This is a genomic window from Streptomyces sp. NPDC043854 (genome assembly GCF_056436005.1).
In genome coordinates, this window is record NZ_JBWKDK010000002.1 from 208,415 (window position 1) to 225,522 (window position 17,108).

General features: G+C 73.8%; 14 protein-coding genes, 2 tRNA genes and 1 pseudogene. 4 read left to right on the forward strand and 13 right to left on the reverse strand.

Annotated elements, in window-relative coordinates; translation table 11 throughout:
* Positions 1-24: 24 nt before the first annotated feature.
* Positions 25-1,068: a hypothetical protein gene (locus AC068A_RS02920; protein WP_478579818.1), complete on the forward strand. Its 1,044-nt coding sequence runs from the start codon at positions 25-27 to the stop codon at positions 1,066-1,068.
* An 89-nt stretch (positions 1,069-1,157) separates the two neighbouring features.
* Here AC068A_RS02920 and AC068A_RS02925 read toward each other — a convergent pair whose 3' ends face one another.
* The 4 genes and pseudogenes from AC068A_RS02925 to AC068A_RS02940 form a co-directional block, all read right to left on the reverse strand.
* Positions 1,158-1,265, reverse strand: a complete 108-nt coding sequence (locus AC068A_RS02925; protein WP_478579821.1) for a DUF397 domain-containing protein — start codon at positions 1,263-1,265, stop codon at positions 1,158-1,160.
* 74 nt (positions 1,266-1,339) lie between these two features.
* A pseudogene (locus tag AC068A_RS02930) lies at positions 1,340-1,399 on the reverse strand (DUF397 domain-containing protein); the annotation flags it as partial.
* Complete coding sequence (locus AC068A_RS02935; RefSeq protein WP_478579824.1) at positions 1,377-2,225, reverse strand: helix-turn-helix domain-containing protein; 849 nt, start codon at positions 2,223-2,225, stop codon at positions 1,377-1,379. The gene AC068A_RS02935 and the pseudogene AC068A_RS02930, both read right to left, overlap by 23 nt.
* A gap of 231 nt (positions 2,226-2,456) precedes the next feature.
* Entirely contained in the window at positions 2,457-3,512 is a 1,056-nt protein-coding gene (locus AC068A_RS02940) for an LLM class flavin-dependent oxidoreductase (RefSeq protein WP_478580080.1), read from the reverse strand.
* 407 nt (positions 3,513-3,919) lie between these two features.
* On the opposite strand from AC068A_RS02940, the gene AC068A_RS02945 reads away from it, so the two are divergent.
* Positions 3,920-4,678: an IclR family transcriptional regulator gene (locus AC068A_RS02945; RefSeq protein ID WP_478579826.1), complete on the forward strand. Its 759-nt coding sequence runs from the start codon at positions 3,920-3,922 to the stop codon at positions 4,676-4,678.
* 167 nt (positions 4,679-4,845) lie between these two features.
* Here the strand turns inward: AC068A_RS02945 and AC068A_RS02950 are convergent.
* The 3 genes from AC068A_RS02950 to AC068A_RS02960 all read right to left on the reverse strand — a co-directional run bounded on the left by AC068A_RS02950 (position 4,846) and on the right by AC068A_RS02960 (position 7,974).
* Positions 4,846-4,919: transfer RNA gene (locus AC068A_RS02950), tRNA-Lys, on the reverse strand.
* 240 nt (positions 4,920-5,159) lie between these two features.
* Positions 5,160-5,753 carry a lytic polysaccharide monooxygenase auxiliary activity family 9 protein gene (locus AC068A_RS02955; RefSeq protein WP_478580083.1) on the reverse strand — a complete coding sequence of 198 codons (594 nt, stop codon included), beginning with the start codon at positions 5,751-5,753 and terminating at the stop codon, positions 5,160-5,162.
* Positions 5,754-6,081: 328 nt separating this feature from the next.
* On the reverse strand, positions 6,082-7,974 hold the full coding sequence (locus tag AC068A_RS02960) for an SPFH domain-containing protein (protein ID WP_478579828.1): 1,893 nt from the start codon (positions 7,972-7,974) through the stop codon (positions 6,082-6,084).
* A gap of 81 nt (positions 7,975-8,055) precedes the next feature.
* On the opposite strand from AC068A_RS02960, the gene AC068A_RS02965 reads away from it, so the two are divergent.
* On the forward strand, positions 8,056-8,334 hold the full coding sequence (locus AC068A_RS02965; protein WP_478579830.1) for a hypothetical protein: 279 nt from the start codon (positions 8,056-8,058) through the stop codon (positions 8,332-8,334).
* A 2,174-nt stretch (positions 8,335-10,508) separates the two neighbouring features.
* On the opposite strand, the gene AC068A_RS02970 is transcribed toward AC068A_RS02965, so the two are convergent.
* Complete coding sequence (locus tag AC068A_RS02970; RefSeq protein WP_478580086.1) at positions 10,509-11,963, reverse strand: peptidoglycan-binding protein; 1,455 nt, start codon at positions 11,961-11,963, stop codon at positions 10,509-10,511.
* A 216-nt stretch (positions 11,964-12,179) separates the two neighbouring features.
* On the opposite strand from AC068A_RS02970, the gene AC068A_RS02975 reads away from it, so the two are divergent.
* A tRNA-Lys gene (locus AC068A_RS02975) sits at positions 12,180-12,253 on the forward strand.
* Positions 12,254-12,339: 86 nt separating this feature from the next.
* On the opposite strand, the gene AC068A_RS02980 is transcribed toward AC068A_RS02975, so the two are convergent.
* The 5 genes from AC068A_RS02980 to AC068A_RS03000 all read right to left on the reverse strand — a co-directional run bounded on the left by AC068A_RS02980 (position 12,340) and on the right by AC068A_RS03000 (position 17,052).
* The gene (locus AC068A_RS02980) at positions 12,340-13,104 is read right to left on the reverse strand and encodes a class F sortase (RefSeq protein WP_478579833.1); all 765 of its coding nucleotides are present in this window, start codon (positions 13,102-13,104) and stop codon (positions 12,340-12,342) included.
* Between the two features lie 9 nt (positions 13,105-13,113).
* The gene (locus tag AC068A_RS02985; protein ID WP_478579836.1) at positions 13,114-14,031 is read right to left on the reverse strand and encodes a hypothetical protein; all 918 of its coding nucleotides are present in this window, start codon (positions 14,029-14,031) and stop codon (positions 13,114-13,116) included.
* Between the two features lie 79 nt (positions 14,032-14,110).
* On the reverse strand, positions 14,111-14,890 hold the full coding sequence (locus AC068A_RS02990; protein WP_478579838.1) for an HAD-IIA family hydrolase: 780 nt from the start codon (positions 14,888-14,890) through the stop codon (positions 14,111-14,113).
* A gap of 162 nt (positions 14,891-15,052) precedes the next feature.
* The gene (locus tag AC068A_RS02995) at positions 15,053-15,865 is read right to left on the reverse strand and encodes a hypothetical protein (RefSeq protein WP_478579841.1); all 813 of its coding nucleotides are present in this window, start codon (positions 15,863-15,865) and stop codon (positions 15,053-15,055) included.
* Positions 15,866-15,960: 95 nt separating this feature from the next.
* Complete coding sequence (locus AC068A_RS03000; protein ID WP_478579844.1) at positions 15,961-17,052, reverse strand: 2-aminoethylphosphonate ABC transporter substrate-binding protein; 1,092 nt, start codon at positions 17,050-17,052, stop codon at positions 15,961-15,963.
* Positions 17,053-17,108 lie beyond the last annotated feature (56 nt).

A 17,108-nucleotide genomic window follows, 5' to 3' on the forward strand; every position in this document is an offset into this window, starting at 1 on the left:
CCCACATCACACGGGGGAGGCGGAATGGCCGAGGGCACGACGACACCGCAGCCGGATCCGGAGAGCACCCGCGGCTGGAGCCCGCCGTCGGCTCCGGACCAGCGATTACCGGCGCAGCCGCGTACGCCCGGGCAGGGGCCGGTGGCCGGGGCGGGCGGCACGGCCGGGACACCGCCGCCCGTCCAGGACACCGCCCCCGAGCCGTCCGGGGAGGGGCGCGGCGGCGGCAGGGACCGCTGGGCCAAGCCGCTCGGGATCGTCACCGCCGTGATCACGGTCGCCGGCGCCGCCCTGGCCGGGCTCTCCTACTACGACAGCCACCGCACGACCGACGTCACCCTGGCGGAGAAGGAGAAGGAGGACACCCTCGAAAAGGGCCTCCCGCTCCTCATCTCCCAGGGGGCGAGCTGGTACGGCCCCACCTGGTTCGCCAGCGAGAAGGTTCAGGCGTCGATCGGCGGCATGCGGTTCTCGCCGAACGACGGGAAAATCTGGGACTGGTTACAGGCGAACACCGTGGCCGCGGGTACGACCGGCACGGCCGTCACCGTCGAGAGCCGGCACAAGACCACGGTCCTCGTGCACGGCGCCGAGGTGACCGACCTGAAGTGCACGGACCCGCTGAAGGGAACGGCCGTCGCCCCGCCGGCCATCGGAGACGGAGGCGACGAGGCCATACCCGTGAGCATGGGCTTCGACCTCGACGCGGCCCGGCCGGTCGCCCGCAGCATCGACTCCTCCGGGAACCTCGCCGACCCGTTCAAGGAGCAGATCGCCCTCGACAAGGGCGATGCACGGGAGTTCGTCATCACCTTCCAGAGCTCCCGGAAGTCCTGCACCTTCGGCGCCAACCTCATCGTCAGCTCGCAGGGCAGGAAGCGGTCCCTCCCGATCCCCGCGACGTGGAAGGACGGCAAGCCCGGGTACGTCTTCCACGTCACGGCGCCGACCGACCGCTACACGAAGGGATACATCACCACCGGCCACACCGAGTGGGTGTTCAAGGAGGTCGACCCGGGCGCGATCGTCGCGGACGGACCGCGCCTGACGTACAACGGCCCGCAGTAGCCGGGGGGCGGGGGCGGGCCGCTGCGCGGAGCTGCTCCCCGCCCCGCCCTTTCACCGTTTCCCGGGCTCCGCCCGGACCCCGCCCTGCCTCAGAGGCTGCGGACGAAGGCGGTGAACGCCTCCGGGGCGACCGCGAACGCGGGCCCGTCGGGCCGCTTGGAGTCCCGCACGGCCACGCGGCACGGCTGGGCAGCCACTTCGACGCATTCGCCACCGGTGTCGCCGCTGTACGAAGCCTTGCCCGGGCGGCGCCGCCGAGGGGGGCGCACTCGATGCATTCCCCGCCGGTGGTACCGCTGTAAGACGACTTACGCCACTCCGCGCCGGTCAGGTTTGGGTTCGTCCCCATAGCGTTCCTCCATCACGCGGGCAATCAGCCGGGCTGACTCCTCCGGAGACAGAGCCCCGGCCTGCAATCGAGCGTAGCCCACCGAACGTTCCCTGATCACTTTCGGGTTGGCTGTCATGTGGCCCTGGGCATAGCCCTCCTCATAGAAAATCTCCGGATCTTCGTCGGAGCGGAGGAGAGTGAACGAACCCTGCATACCGGTGTGCTGCCCCACCGAGAAGGGGAGCACCTGAATGTGCACCCAGGGGTCCTGAAGGAAGTTCAGGAGGTGGCCCAGTTGATTCCGCATAACCGCGCGGCCGCCGACCTCCTGATGCAGCACGGCCTCGGTAAGCACTACCCACAGCGCGGGCGGGTCCTCGCGCTGCAGTATCCGCTGCCGCTCCATTCGGGCTGCCACCAACGCGTCTGCCTTGTGCTGGCAATCGACGTTGATGAGCGCTCGCGCGTAGTCCTCAGTCTGCAGGAGTCCGTACACCACCTGCGCCTGGAAGGTGGAGATGAACGAGGCCCGCGCCTCCATCTCCGCATAAGCCTGGAACCACGCAGGCAACTGGCTCCGCAGGACCAGCCCCACCAGTCGGGAGAACGCCCCGTCCGTCCCCAGGGCCGCATCGACCCGTTCCGAGAAGTCGCGCGTCGGAACCCTGTGGCCGGTCTCGATCAGGCCGATCAATGCGCCGGAGCAGAAGATGGACTTGCCCAGGCTGGCCTGGCTCAGGCTCGTCTCCTCTCTCCACCGGCGCAGTTCGGCGCCGTAGAAGTCCAGCGGAGACGCGCTGGGATCGAGTTCGCGGGCCTGGACCATGGAACGGTCACCCCCAAAGCGGATGCGGAAAGCGGGGCCGGATTCGGCCTGTTGCCGAGCGTAGCGACCTCGACACGCTCCGGTGCCCGGAATCCCGCAACCATGTCACACACCGTCGCCCCGCACCCGGGATGCGGGGTGCGGGGTGCGGGGCGGGGTGTCGCTCGGCGCGGGGTGGGGGCACGGGCGCCGACGGTGTGGACCGTGCCTGGTCTACGGATGTGGCATCGATCAGCTCGGGGCACCTGGCGCCGGCATCCCGTACACGTCTGCGACGAGCTCGTACGAGCGCACCCGGGCCGCACCGCTGTGCGCGTTGGCGGTCAGCATCAGCTCGTCGGCGCCCGTGCGGGCGGCCAGGGCGTCGAGCCCGGCGCGGACCTCGTCGGGGGTGCCGTGCACGACGTTCGACAGCCAGTTGTCGACGAACTCCCGCTCCAGCGGGGAGTATCCGTACGCCGCCGCCTCCTCGGTGGTGGGGATCAGCCCGGGCCGGCCGGTGCGCAGCCGCAGCATCGACAGGGCGCCGGTGAGGACCTGGGCGCGGGCCGCCTCGGCGGTGTCGGCGGCCAGCGCCGAGACGCCGATCAGGGCGTACGGGGCGGCCAGGACGGCCGAGGGGCGGAAGCTCTGCCGGTAGAGGTCGAGCGCGGGCAGGGTGCCGGCCGCGGAGAAGTGGTGGGCGTACGCGAAGGGCAGGCCGAGCTCGCCGGCGAGGCGGGCGGAGAACCCGGAGGAGCCGAGCAGCCACAGCGGCGGGCGGCCGGTCGGCCCCTGCACCGGGCCGGGCACGGCGTGCACGCGGGCGTACGGGTGCCCGGAGGGGAAGTCGTCGTCGAGGAAGCGGGTGAGCTCGGCGAGGAGGCGGGGGAACTCGTCCGCGGCCTCGTCGAGCCGGCCCGGCCCGCGCAGTGCGGCAGCGGTGCGCCCGTCGGTGCCGGGGGCCCGGCCGAGGCCGAGGTCGATCCGGCCGGGGGCGAGCGCCTCCAGGGTGCCGAACTGCTCGGCGACGGCGAGCGGGGCGTGGTTGGGCAGCATGACCCCGCCCGAGCCGAGCCGTATCCGGGAGGTGTGGGCGGCGAGGTGGGCCAGGATCACGGCCGGGGAGGAGCTGGCGACGCCCGGCATGGAGTGGTGCTCGGCGACCCAGTGGCGCTGGTAGCCGCGGGATTCGGCGAGCCGGGAGATGGCGACGCTGGTGCGCAGGGAGTGGTGGGCGGTGCTGCCGCTACCGACCGTGACGAGGTCGAGGACGGAGAGCGGGACGGGTGCGCGGCCGTGGCGGATGCCGCGGACCGGGTCAGGCTCGGCGGCCGGGGCGGGGGCGGCCGCGGGATCTGCCTCCCGGGCCGCGCCCGGTCCGACGCCCGCTCCGGCGCCCGGTCCGGCGTTCCGCCCGGGATGCTGTCCGGCGTCCTGCCCTGTGCCGCGTCCGGCGTTCTCGGGGTCCCCGATGTCACTCAACGTCGCTCCCGCCTCGGTTCGGAATCCGTACGAGGAACCCGAACCGCGAGGGTTCGGCGGGCATTCCCGGCCTCCTCGGAGGCATGCCCTTGACCTTGGCATATGCCAGTGGAGTAGATCGAGGCAGAGGCACATAATTGAGCCATCAATCTCCTCAACCGACGCTCCGCGTAGGCCGCTTGATGGCTATCGTGGTAACGCAAGCGGTAACAACCTGGTAGGGGGAGACCGTGGCGCTGAAGCCCGAGCCGACCGCGCCGTTCCACTCGGCGCAGTACGCCCTGCGCGTACTCGAAACCATCGCCCGCCACTCCGGCGGGGTGACCGACGTACAGATCGCGCGCGAGACCGGACTGCCCGCCGTCCATCTCGCGCCCATGCTCCTCATGCTGCGCAGGGAGGGGTACGTGCTCGAGGTCTCGGACGGCGCCTATGCCATAGGGGACTCGCTCGTCCTGCTCGGCTCGGGGATACACAAGGAGCAGGCCCTCCGGAACAAGCTGCAGGACACCCTGGACCAGCTGCGGGACTCGGTGGGCGCGGCGGTCTACATCAGCCGGTACGAGGACGGCGAGGTGAAGATCACGCAGTTCGCGGACAGCCCGCGCACCCCGAAGGTGCACGAGTGGGTCGACTTCCGGTCCGCGGCGCACGCCAGCGCGGTCGGCAAATGCCTGCTCACGCAGCTCGACCAGAACGGGCGGCGCGACCACCTGTCCCGGCACAAGATCGCCCGGCTCACGTCGAAGACGATCGTGAACGAGCGGGTCCTGATGTCCAAGCTCGACGCCCAGCCGGCCACGGTTCCGGTACTGGACCTCCAGGAGTACGCGCTCGGCACGGTGTGCGCCGCGGTCCCGATAACCGCCGGAGCCTCGGTGGGCTGCCTCGCCCTGTCGATGCCGGTCGAGCACGCGCACCGGCTGCGGGCCGCCGCGGAAGTCCTGAACCGGAAGGCCGCGCCCCTGCTGCTGTCGCTCGCCCTCTGAGCCCGACCTGTGACGCGCCTCACGGGAGAGGGCACGGCCGGAGCGGGCGAGGACGGCGGGACGGGCGGGGGACGAGATCGGGAAGCGATTCCGCGCAGCTCAGCGGGACGGCGTGCGAAAACACTTCGGGCGGTTACCGGTGAACCGGTAACCGCCCGAAGGACAGGTGCGCCGCCAGGGACTCGAACCCCGGACCCGCTGATTAAGAGTCAGCTGCTCTAACCAACTGAGCTAGCGGCGCCTGCTGACAGAGAAAATACTACCTGGTCCCGAGGGGTGCTCCAAACCAGGTCCCACCAGGCCCCACCAGGCCCGCACCAGGTCCGCACCAGGTCCGCCGGTCAGCGATCCAGGAGCTCCGCACGGCAGTGCACGGAGTACGCCGAGAGCAGCGCGCCGACAGCGACTCCGGGTCGACCGGGCGGTAGCCCTGCGTGCCCGGAGGGTGGCGGCCGCCGCCCTCCCGGCCTCCGGTTGCCGATCAGAAGGCGACGTCGGAGCAGGCGTAGAAGGCGTTCGGGGTGTCGTGGACCGTCCAGACGGCCAGGATCATGTGCCGGCCGGTCTTGCCGCTCGGCATGGCGCCCTGGTGGACGGTGGTCATGGCGGGCCGGGCGCCGTTGTAGGCGACCGTGAGGAAGGGCTGGGATTCGAGGGCGGCGCGGGTGAGGGGCTTGGCGGGGTCCCAGCCGTTCCTGGTGACGTAGTACTTGATGTCGGTGGTGGCGTGGTTGGCGGTGAACTGCCACCGGAAGCCGTAGCCCTGCCCGGCGGTGACCCTGGTGGCGGGCCAGGTGCCGCCGCGCGGGTCGTCAAGCTGGGCGAATTCGCCGTGGCCGCCGGCGCATATGCGGCCGTCGGCCGGGCCGGCGGCCGGGAAGCCCTTGAGGCCCTCGACGCTCTGCGGCTCCCACTGGATGGGGCCGCAGTCGGAGACGGTCCTGTTGGCACAGAGCTTCTGGCGGCTGATGGGGGTGTCGGTGTACCCGTGGCTGCTGGCGCCGGGCGCGAGGACGAACGCGAGGCCCGCGGTCACGCCGAGGCCGAGGGCGGCGGCGCCGGCACGGCGCGGCAGGCGGACGGGCGTGCGGGAGGGGATGCGGAAGGGCATGCGGATGGGGCGCATGGATCAGATGCTCCTTGAACGTGGGGGGGATCCGGGGAGAGCGCGCGCACGTGTGGGGCACGTGTGGGTATGGCCGGCCGCGGGGGCGGTTCCCGCGGCCGTACCGGGCACGCTTTCAGGTCTAGACCAAGTTTCAATGTATTGACGGGAGTTGGCCATGTCCAGACCAATGCGGGAAGGTCGCGGACACGGCTACGGCCATGGCCCGCTGCCCGGATCGGGCGGCGGACCATGGCCGTGGGAGGCGGCGGGGCGCGGCGGGGCCTCGCGGAAGGAACTACTCCGAACGGCCCGTGTAGAACGCGACGGTGAGGTCCTTCACCAGAGCCTTCCGCTCGTAGTCGTCCAGCTCGACCAGCCCCCGCGCGGTCAGCCGGTGGACGGTGTCGTCCACCGCGTCGACGACCGAGGTCAGCACGGTGTCCCGGTGCTTGGCGTCGATCGCCGCGACCCGGCGCCGGCGCATGGCCTCGGCGACCTCGGGCGCGTACTCGATGCGCGTCGGCTGGGCCGAGTACACCTCGATCCCGACCGCCTCGGTCTCCGCCGCCAGCATCCGGGTCAGCGCATCGCCCACCGCCTCGGCGTCGCGGAGGGTCGGGGCGTCCTCGTGGAAGGCGTCCGCCGGCAGCTGGGACAGCACCCGGGCCATCGCCGACTCCACCTGCTCGGCGAGGTACTCGGTGTGGTCCTCGACGGCCAGCACGGCCCGGGCGGTGTCCTTGACCTGCCAGACGACCTGGACCACGGCCTGGAGGGCGAGACCGCCCGCGTCCACGGCGGGCATCGGATCGCTGCGCCAGTGCCGCAGGCGTACGTCGACACGGCGGCGCAGGAGCAGCGGGCTGATCCAGGTCAGGCCGGTACGGCGGACGGTGCCGCGGTAGCGGCCGAACAGGGTGAGCACCCAGGCGTACCCGGTCTTGCCGCGACCGAGCCCGCCGAGGGCGAGCAGGGCCACGACCCCGAGGAAGGCGAGCGGGGGCCACTGGGTGGGTTGCAGCCCGTGGAACGGGCGGGGGGTCGCCCCGAGGGCGGCCTCGAAGACGTCGGGGAAGGCCCCGGCCTGCCAGAACACCGCCAGGCAACCGGCGAGGGCGAGCCCGCCGACGGCCACACCGACCCAGCCGGGCAGAACGGGCCCGCGGTGCTCCCGGAGCCGGTCGTCGCCGCGGGGAACCCGCCGGCCGGGGGCCGGCTGCCGGGCCGCGCGGCGGCGCGGCGGGGACGTGGTGGCGGGCGGGCTGCCCTGGGCGCCGCCGCCCGGGCGGGACCCGCCGGCAACCACGGGCGGGAAGGGCAGGTGCACCGGCACATCCGTCACCGCCACCCCGCGGCCCGGCGGGTCCTGCGGGCCGTGCGGGCCGTGCGGGTCCTGCGCGTCCTGCGGGCCGTGCGGGTCCTGCGGGCCGTCGCTGTCGTCGTCGCCCTCCGGCCCGGCACCGTCGGGCATGCCGCGAGCCACGGCCTGCGCCACGATGTCGACGACGCCAGGCCCGGGCACGCCGCCCTGGACCGGATCGCCGGGCCCGGTTTCGCCGTCGGCCACGGGGTGCCGCAGCTCCGACCCGCCGGGAGCGGATCCACTGCTGTCGGCCGCGGCAGGCGCGGGGTACGGGCTGCCGGTGCCGGGGGGCGAAGCCGGTGCCGGTACGCAGACCAGCGTGTCGGGATCCGTGTCGGGATCCTGCCCGTACGGGCTGCCGCCCGGCTCGGCGGGCGCGTGCGGCGGTTCGGCCGCGGCCCCGGCCGGCGGGTGCGGCGGTTCGGCTGCCGCCCGGGTAGGCGCGTGCGGCGGTTCGGCCGCGGCCCGGGCCCGAGCCGCCGGCACCTCGCCGCCTGCCGCCGGGCGCCCGTACGACACCGCCAGCAGCGGCGCCGGAACCCCCACGACCCAGCCCCGGTGCCCGGTGCCGACCGGGAACTCGGCCTGCGCCCGCACCGCGGCCGGCTCGGTGGTCCGGCGGTTGTCAGCCTGTTCCCCGACCCGGTGCGCAGACCGCACGGGCCCGGCCGACCCGACGAGGGCGCCGGGCACGGAGGCGGAGCCGCCCGGCCCGGACATCCCCGCCGCGGCAGCGGCGCGGGCAGGCCGGTCCGCATCCGGGGCTTCGACGCCGGGCCGGAACCGGTACCCGGCAGGGGCGGGCTGCCCAGCGGCCGAAGACACGGTCGGCGCCACCCGCCCAACCCGGCCGGCAGATGCGGACGCGGCGCCCCCGGCCACGCCACGCGGCGCGGTTGCGGGCGCATGCCCGACCGCAGCCGCACCCCCTGCATCGGCAGCGCGCTGCCGGGCCGCCGCCGGGCCGGGAACATCGCCTTGGGACTGGGCCGAACCCGCGGACCCAGCGGCCTGCACCGAAGCCGCACCCGCACCTTCGGTGCCGAACCGGGCCGGGTCGCCGTCCGCCCCGTGCGGCGCATCGGCCGCGACCGCGAGCGGCCCGGCCGGGGCCGCGTGCCCGGCGCGGTGCGCCGCCGGCTGCTCGGTCGGGCCCGTCACGCCGGGAACACCGGCTGGCGCTGACGCCACGGCCGACCCCTCGGAGCGGAACCCAGACGGGTCGGCACGCCGGGTGTGGTCTGCGCACGCACTGCCCGGCGCATCCACCGCAGCGGTGGTGTGTGCCCCGTAAGGAGTCGCGTGACCGGTGCGATGCGGCGCGGCCGCCGACGGCTCGGCCGGAGCCACCCCGGCAGGAACGCCGGCCTCCGGTCGGACCGGGTGCCCGTGCGCGCCCCCGGGCGAAGGCACCGCATCCGCCGCAGCCGCGAGCGGCCCGCCCGAGGGCGCGTGCCCGGCAGGCATCCGCCCGGCCGGGCCCGCGGCGCCAGGATCGTCGGCCTGCGGCGGGACCTGACCCGCGGATGCGGCCATCCCGGCGATCGCGTCGGTGTGCGGCCCGGCCGGGGCCGCGGGGCCGGCTGCGGTCAACCGTCCGACCGAACCTGCCGGATCGGCAGCACCAGCCTGCGGCCGAACGTGGCCGGCGGACGCGGTGGGCCCGGCCACACCATCCGCAGCGACGGCGTGCTGCCCGGCCCGGTGCACCGGAACCGACCGCCCGACCGGGCCGACCGGGGCGGCCGGGCCGACCAGGGCGGGCACAGGGGTCTGCGCCCCTCCCGGACCTTCGGGCGGAGCGCCCGCGGCCACGGCAGTCGGGCCGGCGGGCCGCACCGCCCTCGCTCCGGCGTACTCGCCCGACGCGTGCGCGACATCCGACGCGGCGGCGTGTGCCCCGGCCGGTGTCGGGTATCCGGTGCGGTGCGCCGCGGCCGACCGCTCGGCCGAACCCGCCGCGGCAGAAACGTCGGCCCGCGGCCGGGCCCGGTCTGCGACCACGGCAGCCGGACCCGCGGTCTGCGCCGTCGCCACGGCCGGATCGTCGGCGCCCGACCGGGCCGGGTCACCGTACGCATCAGTCGGGGTGGCCACCGCCTTCGGCGAGGCCGACGTCCCCTGTCCCACGGCCGTCTGCCCGACCCAACCCACCGAGGCAGGGACATCAGCCCGCGGCCGGGCCCGGTCTGCGGACACGGCAGCCGGACCCGCGGTCCGCGCCGTCGCCACGGCCGGATCGTCGGCGCCCGAGCGGGCCGGGTCACCGTACACATCGGTCGGCATGGCCACCGCCTTCGGCGAGGCCGACGTCCCCTGTCCCACGGCCGTCTGCCCGACCCAACCCACCGAGGCAGGAACGTCGCCCCGCGGCCGGGCCCGGTCTGCGACCACGGCGGGCACGGCCACGCCGTCCGCAGCGGCAGCGTGCTGCGCGGCGGGGCCCGCGTGAGCGGCGCGGGGCGCCGCGACCGGCCGATCGGCCGGGCCCGTCAGGGCCGGGACGTTGTCCTGCGGCCCGCACAGGCCTGCGGGCCCGGCTGTCCAGGCCGCCGCTGGCGAGGCCACCACTTCGGCGTACTCGTCGGGCGCGCCCACGGCACCCGCCGCGGCGCCGTGTGGCTCGGCCGAGGCCGTGTGTTGCGCGGGGTGCGCCGCCGCCGGTCGCTCGGCCGGGGGCGGGACGGCGGCCTGCGGCCGAACCGGGGCGGCAGACGCGTCGGCAGTCCGTGCCGGCCACTCCGCGCGACCGCGCGGCCCAGCGGCACCGTCCCCCGAGGCACGAACGTCGGCTCGTGGCCGGGTCCGGCCGGCGGGCGCGGCGGGTGCCGCCACACCATCCGTCGCGGTGGCATGGTGCGCGGCTGGTCCCGCGTGCTCTGCACAGGGCGCCGCGGCCCACCGGTCGGCCGGGGCCGCCGGGGCCGGGACATCGGCCTCCGGCCGGGCCTGGTCGGCAGTCCGCAGCGCAGTCGCGCGGTCCGCCGGGGCAGGAGCGTCGGCCTGCGAAGCCGCCTGTCCGATCGGCCCGGCCAGGCCATCCGCAGCGGCAGTGTGCGGCCGGCCCGCGATCACGTGTCCGTGTCCGTGTCCGGGGAGCACCGACCCGGCGGCGGGTTGCGGCGGGAGGTCGGGCGCACCGGCCGTGTTCGGCAGGGCCCGGTCCGTGGAGCGGCCCGGGACGGCGGCCGCGGGGGCCGAAGCCGCTGATCGCGGCGGGGGCGCGGTGGGGACGGCGGTCGCCGGGAGCGGGAGCAGCGTGCCCGTGGTGCGGGAGGTTGCGGCATGGGGGGCGGCCGGGGGCAGGTGGAGGGTGCCCGTGGTGGAGGTGGTGCGCGTGGGGTTCATCGTTGTCTCCGTCATGCGAACAGCCGGCGCCAGGTTTCCGGGCCCGGATAACCGTTGGCCGCGGCGCCGCGCCAGCCCTGGGCGCGCTGGAACGCCTCGACGCTGCGGCGGTCGGCCTCGCTCCAGCGGGGGCCCAGACCGGCGGTGTAGTGCTTGTCGAAGCCCTTCTGCACCAGCCGGTGGCCGAGGGCGGTGATCAACGGGTGGGAGGACCCGGGGCGGAACACCGCCGGACCCGGGTAGGCGGGCACGTCGGCTGCGCCCGGGCGGGCCGCCGACGAACCGGAAGTCCCCGGGCGGGCCGGGGAGCCGGGAGCCCCCGGGCGGGCCGGTGAGCCGGACGGGTCCGGGGCGGCCTCCAGCGTCGGGAGGATGTCGTTGCCCTGCCCCTCGACCAGGAGTTGCCAGGTGTGCGGGCCGGGAATGCCGTCCACCTCGGTGCCCGTCCAGCCCTGGGCGATCTGGAAGGCCTGGGTGGCCAGCGTGTCGGCGTCGGACCACTTCGTGCCGGGCCCCCGGGGATAGAACCGGCGGCCGCCCCGGTCGATCAGCATCCTGCCGAGCTCGGCGACGTACTGGTTGTCCGTACCCGGACCGAACATCGCCGTTCCGGGATAGGGCGTGGGCGGCGGCGCCGGCTTCGGGTCGGTGCCCGCGTCGGGCGCGGTGACCCCGCCCGTCACCCCGTTGAACCGGTACGGGATGTACTTCGACGCGTTCTTCCAGTACCCGTACGGGGTCGCCAGCTTCCGCGTGTGCGGGCGGGTCTGCTCGTAGGCGATGTAGTGCGTGTGGGTCTCGTCGACCCAGCCGCCGAAGAGGGTGACGTGCGAGCCGTTGTTGGGGTCCGCCGGGTTGTGGAAGAGGAGCATGTCGCCCGGCAGCAGCTCCTCCTTCGTGATCTTGGTCGCGAACTTGTCGAGGCTGCCGGTCCACTCGTTCGTACCGAGGTTCCAGGCCATGGACACGTAGCCGGAGCAGTCCTGCCGGTAGCCGTCGATCCAGTAGCTGTACATGCTGTACGGGACCTTCGCGTCCAGCCACAGCTGCGCGCGGTTGATGATCGACATGCGGTCGATCCGCTTCAGCGAAGACGGCGCTCCCGGCGCGCCGCCCGGCCTGGCCGGGACCGGCCGGCCGTGCAACGGGGACCGGGCGCCCTGCGGGGAGTAGGGGCCGTCCCCGTCGTGCCCGTGGGGGCGGGTGGGCCTGCCGTCCGGGGGGCCCGGAACCAGGTCGGCTGCCGGTGCGTGCGCCGCCCCTGCCGGTACGGTCGTGCCGCCGGTCAGGACCACGCCCGCCGCGGTGGCCAGCACCAGCGCCCGGCGTGCGCCGCGTGCGGCCTGGTGACCGCCGTCACGAAGCGCTATGGCCGGCGTGCGGGCGAGGGCGCGGCGCCGGTGTACACATCCCGGGCAGCCGCAGTCGTCTGCGGGCTCGTATTCCTCGAAAACGGGCGTCGGCATCGGCACATGCATCGGGGGCTGCATCGTCATGCGGGTCCGTCCACTCCCCTGCTCGTCCATTTTTCGGGCAGCCGCATATCTGTCGGGGCATCAGATTCGGCTCCACCCAGACATATCGTGCACGATAAACCCCTCAAACATGGGTTAATCGGACAAGGTGGGCGCGGCTGGTCGTGAGTACCCCCGAACGTGGGGTAGAGTTTTCTCTGTCAGCAGGCGCCGCTAGCTCAGTTGGTTAGAGCAGCTGACTCTTAATCAGCGGGTCCGGGGTTCGAGTCCCTGGCGGCGCACCGACAAGGGGAAGCCCCTCGCAGTGAGAACTGCGAGGGGCTTCTTCGTCGTGTTCGCCGTGTCGGCCGATCCCCTCCGCCCCTGCCTAGGGTGCGCCCGGGAGTCCGGCCGGGCTCCGGGCCGACGGGCCCGCCGCCGGAGTCACCCTCGCGGCCGATGCCGCCGTACCCGCACCCCCGGCCGTCCCCGTGCCGGTACCCGTGCCCGTCAGGTACGCCGAGACGACCACGTTCGCCGTGTACTCCTTGACCGCCTTGTCGTACGTGCCACCGCAGGTCACCAGCCGCAGCTCGGCCCGGCCCGGGATCCGCCGCCCGTACGCCTTGTCCGGGTCGAAGCGCGTGCGCTCGTACACCTGGACGTCCTCGATGGTGAACTCGGCGACCGAGCCGTCGGCCCGCACCACGCGGACCTTGCGGCCCGGCCGGGCCGAGCTCAGGCCGTAGAAGACCGCCGGTTTGGACGCGGTGTCCACGTGCCCGACCAGCAGCGCGGCCCCCGCCTCGCCCGGCTTCACGCCCGCCTGCCACCAGCCCACCGTGCCGGGGCGGTCGTACGGGGGCGGGTCGATCGCACCCCGGGCGTCCAGGCCGCGCGGGACCACCGGGGCCTGGATGCCCAGCGACGGCACCTCGACCCGCACCGGCAGGGCCGGGGCCAGCGGGGCGTGCGCGGCGGGCAGGCCCGGCACCGGGTACGCGGGCCCGTCCGCCCGGGCGGGCCCCGGCAGCGGCGGCACGCCGGTGATCTCCCGGCCCCACAGCCACAGGCCGAGCACCAGCACCGACCAGGCGGCGAGGGTCAGCAGCCGCCCGCCCGGGGACGGCCCCGGCTCGTCCGGGCCGGTCACCGGCCGGCCTCACTCGCCGCTGCGGCGGCGGCGCAGGGTGAGGGCCCGGCCGGCGACGGCCAGGGTGGCCGCGGCGGCGAGGACGGCTCCGATCACGGTGTGCGGCAGGCCGGGACCGTCGTCCCCGCGGTCCTTCTTCGCGGCGACGGCGGCGGCAGCGGCCGGGGCCCCGTCAGCCTCCTCCGCGCGACCCGCCTCCTTCGCCCCGCCCGCCGGCTTCGCCCGTTCGGCGATCCGGTCCCTCTCCGCGAGCTCGGCGGCCATGCCGCCGCCCCCGGCGTGGACCGGCCGGATCGGCGACTCGTGGGGGTTCGGGTGCTCCCGGCCCTCGTCCCGGTCGCCCTGGCCGTGGTCCTTGGCGGGGTCCTTCCCGTGCCCGTCGGCCGAGTCCTTGGCGGGGTCCTTCCCGTGCTCCTTGGCCGAGTCCTTGGCGGGGTCCTTCCCGTGCTCCTTGGCCGAGTCCTTCGCGGAATCCTTGGCAGCGTCCTTCGCGGGGTCCTCGCCGGGGGCCTTCGCGGGGTCCTTCCCGTACTCCTGGCCGCCGTGGCCCACGACCTCGACGGAGCCGCGCAGTTCCGAGCCTTCGCACCGGACCCGGATGTCGTGCCGGCCCGGCTCGGCGCGCGAGCTGATCATCGCGTCGCCCCGCAGCGCCCCGTCGCCGTCCCGGCCCGACGACAGGTGGACCTCGGCGACGAAGACGGAGGACTTGGCGGTCGCCCAGCGGCCGTCACAGCCGTGGACCCGCAGCTTGGCCTGCGCCCCCGGCGGGGCCTGCTGCGGATCGACCGACACGCCCCCGCGGTTCTCCTCGCCCGCGAAGACGGCGGTGGGCACGGACACGGCCGGGCCGGCGGCGACGGCGGTGAACGCCGCCAGGGCCGTGGCCACCCCGCCGGCGCGGAGAGCGATCAGAGCACTGCGCATGGTGAACCTCCTCATCAAGGAGGTTCACGTGCAGCGCGCCGCTCCGCACCCGGAGCGACACGCCGTTGCGCCGATCGGATCAGACAAGATCGACCAGGTCAGCGATGGAGTTCACCGTCCGGGTCGGCCGGTACGGGAACCTCTCGGTGTCCTCGACGGCGGTCAGGCCGGTCAGCACGAGGAAGGTCTGCATGCCCGCCTCCAGGCCGGCCAGGACGTCGGTGTCCATCCGGTCGCCGATCATCGCGCTGCTCTCGGAGTGGGCTCCGATGGCGTTCAGGCCGGTCCGCATCATCAGCGGGTTGGGCTTGCCCGCGAAGTACGGCTGCTTTCCGGTCGCCTTGGTGATCAGGGCGGCGACGGCACCGGTGGCGGGCAGCGGGCCCTCGGTGGAGGGGCCGGTCTCGTCGGGGTTGGTGCAGATGAAGCGGGCGCCGGCGTTGATCAGCCGGACCGCCTTCGTCATCGCCTCGAAGCTGTACGTCCGGGTCTCGCCCAGGACGACGTAGTCGGGGTCGTGGTCGGTCAGGATGTAGCCGATGTCGTGCAGGGCGGTGGTCAGGCCCGCCTCGCCGATGACGTACGCCGTGCCGCCCGGGCGCTGGTCGTCGAGGAACTTCGCGGTGGCCAGCGCCGAGGTCCAGATGTTCCCGACGGGGACGTCGAGGCCCATGCGGCTCAGGCGGGCCTGGAGGTCGCGCGGGGTGTAGATCGAGTTGTTCGTCAGGACGAGGAAGGGCTTGCCGGATTCGCGCAGCCGCTTGATGAAGGCATCGGCGCCGGGGATCGGGGTGCCCTCGTGGATGAGGACCCCGTCCATGTCGGTGAGCCAGGATTCGATCGGCTTGCGCTCTGCCACGGGACTGTTCTCCGCTCTCGCCGGCCCGGTACCTGCGGCCTGTGACCTGTGACGTGTTGGGCCCGTGACCTGTGGGCCCGTGACCTGGAAGTGCGGTCTGTATCACCCTATCGGGGCCGGGCCGTGGGCGCGCCGGCCGTCCACTGCCCGGACACCGGGGGGTCAGCCGAGCCTGACGTCGTCCACGGTCCAGTACCAGTTGTTGCTGCCGGTGTACCGGAACCGGATCTGCACGTTCGTGGCGCCGGCCGGGACCTGGAGGGTCAGCGACTCGGCCTTGGCGACCGCGTCCGCGGTGTGGTTCTTGACGACGGTCGGGGCGCCTCCGTCGTAGGAGGCCAGGACCTGGGCGGTCTGGCCGGCCTCGTGGCGGTAGTGCGTCCGGTAGTTGAGCGTGCGCGTGGTGCCGCCGGCCACCGGCCAGGCCGGGTTGACCAGGGTGGAGTCGAAGCTTCCCGTGTGGGACATGTCGTCCCACTCGTCGGAGTCGGCGACCGCGAAGACGTCACGGGAGCGGACGTTCAGCTCGCGCCACTGGTCGCGCTGCGTCTGGCTCCAGAACTCGTCGGTGGCGAAGGCCCATCCGGCCCACTCGGTGACACCGCCCGAGCCCATCCGGGAGTTGTCGACGGTCCAGCCGGCCGACGAGGACGTCGACGCGGGCGATGGCGTCGAGGTACTGCTGGCTGGAGGCGCCGTAGGAGTGCCCGGCGGAGTCGACCTGGCCGAGGTGGACCAGCCGGGGCCGGAGGCGGTGGCGGCCATCGGGTTGGCGTACAGGGTGCTGCGGGCGGTGAGGCCCTGGGCCATCAGGCCGTTCAGATACGGGGCATTGGCGGCCTTGACGCGTTCGAGGACCACGCCGTCGAGGCCGATGACGAGGACCTTGCCGGTGGTGGCGGCCGTCGCGGCCGTCGCCGTGTGCGCACCGAGGGCGGTGGCCGGACGGGGTGGGTGCGGCGTACGGGCGTCCATGCGCCGGGTCCGGACCGCCAGGGAGGGTGACCTACGGTCCAGACCCGTTATGCAGGCTTCATGGTTCCGGGCTCAGGTGACCGGAAGGCAACCGGTCAGCTTCCGGTGGCCGACTTCCACGCGTCGACGTAGGCCGTGAGGTTCTTGTCGATGTCGGCCCAGTCCGGCTCGAACACCTCGACACCGGTCATCAGCTTCGTCAGCTCGACGGCGTTGGCGTCGGTCGGCTTGACGTCGGTACGGGCCGGGAAGCCGCCGCCGACCTCGCTGACCAGCTTCTGGGCGTCCTCGCTGAGCAGGTGGTCCAGGAGCTTCCTGCCGTTCTCGGAGTGCGGGCCCTTCTGCACCAGCCCGGCCGCGTACGGCAGGGCGAAGGTGGTGGGCTTGCCGCCGTCCTTCGCGGGGAACCAGATGCCCAGGTTCGGCATGGACTTGGACTGCGCGAAGTTCATCTGGACGTCGCCGTTGGCGACGAGCAGCTCGCCCTTGTCGGTCTTCGGCGCGAGCTTGCTGGTGGAGGAGGACGGGCCGACGTTGTTGGCCTGGAGCTTCTTCAGGTACTCCATCGCCGGCTCCTTGCCGCCGAAGTCGTGCATCGACTTGATGAGGACGGCCGTGCCGTCGCCCGCGACGCCGGGGGTGGAGTACTGCAACCTGCCCTTGAACTTCCCGTCGAGGAGCTCCTCCCAGGTCTTCGGGGCCGTCTCGAGCTCCTTCTTGTTGTAGACGAAGCCGAAGTAGTTGTTCACGACCGACGTCCACATGCCGTCGGCCGCCTTGTCCGCGCCGTTGACCTTGTCGGAGCCCTGCGGCCGGTAGGGCTGGAGCAGGCCCTTGCCGGCCGCCTGCTGGATGAAGGGCGGCAGGGTGATCAGTACGTCCGCCTGGGTGTTGGCCTTCTCGCGGACGGCGCGCTGCACCATCTCGCCCGAGCCGCCCTCGACGTACTTGACCTCGATACCGGTCTTCTTCGTGAAGTCGGCGAAGACCCGGTCGTACCAGCCGTCGCCCTTGTCGCTCTTGAGGCCGTCGGCGCTGTAGACGGTCACGGTCTTGGCGCCGTCGCCGCCGGAGGAACCGGAGGAGGACGCCTCGGTGCCGCCGCCGCAGGCGGTGAGGCCGGCCGCGAGGGCGAGGCTTCCGGTGACGGCGGCGAGGGTGCGCAGGGGCGTGCGGTGTCTGGACATGGCTGTTCCTTACGGGGAGAAGGGAGCGGAGGAGCGAGGGTGCGGGGGTGCGGGGG

Bases quoted from the DNA above. Each gene is read 5' to 3' on its own strand.
- AC068A_RS02995 (WP_478579841.1), bottom strand. From the start codon at position 15,865: ATGGACGCCCGTACGCCGCACCCACCCCGTCCGGCCACCGCCCTCGGT.
- AC068A_RS02935 (WP_478579824.1), bottom strand. From the start codon at position 2,225: ATGGTCCAGGCCCGCGAACTCGATCCCAGCGCGTCTCCGCTGGACTTC.
- AC068A_RS02965 (WP_478579830.1), top strand. From the start codon at position 8,056: ATGCCCGACCGCAGCCGCACCCCCTGCATCGGCAGCGCGCTGCCGGGC.
- AC068A_RS02920 (WP_478579818.1), top strand. From the start codon at position 25: ATGGCCGAGGGCACGACGACACCGCAGCCGGATCCGGAGAGCACCCGC.
- AC068A_RS02970 (WP_478580086.1), bottom strand. From the start codon at position 11,963: ATGCCGACGCCCGTTTTCGAGGAATACGAGCCCGCAGACGACTGCGGC.
- AC068A_RS03000 (WP_478579844.1), bottom strand. From the start codon at position 17,052: ATGTCCAGACACCGCACGCCCCTGCGCACCCTCGCCGCCGTCACCGGA.
- AC068A_RS02985 (WP_478579836.1), bottom strand. From the start codon at position 14,031: ATGCGCAGTGCTCTGATCGCTCTCCGCGCCGGCGGGGTGGCCACGGCC.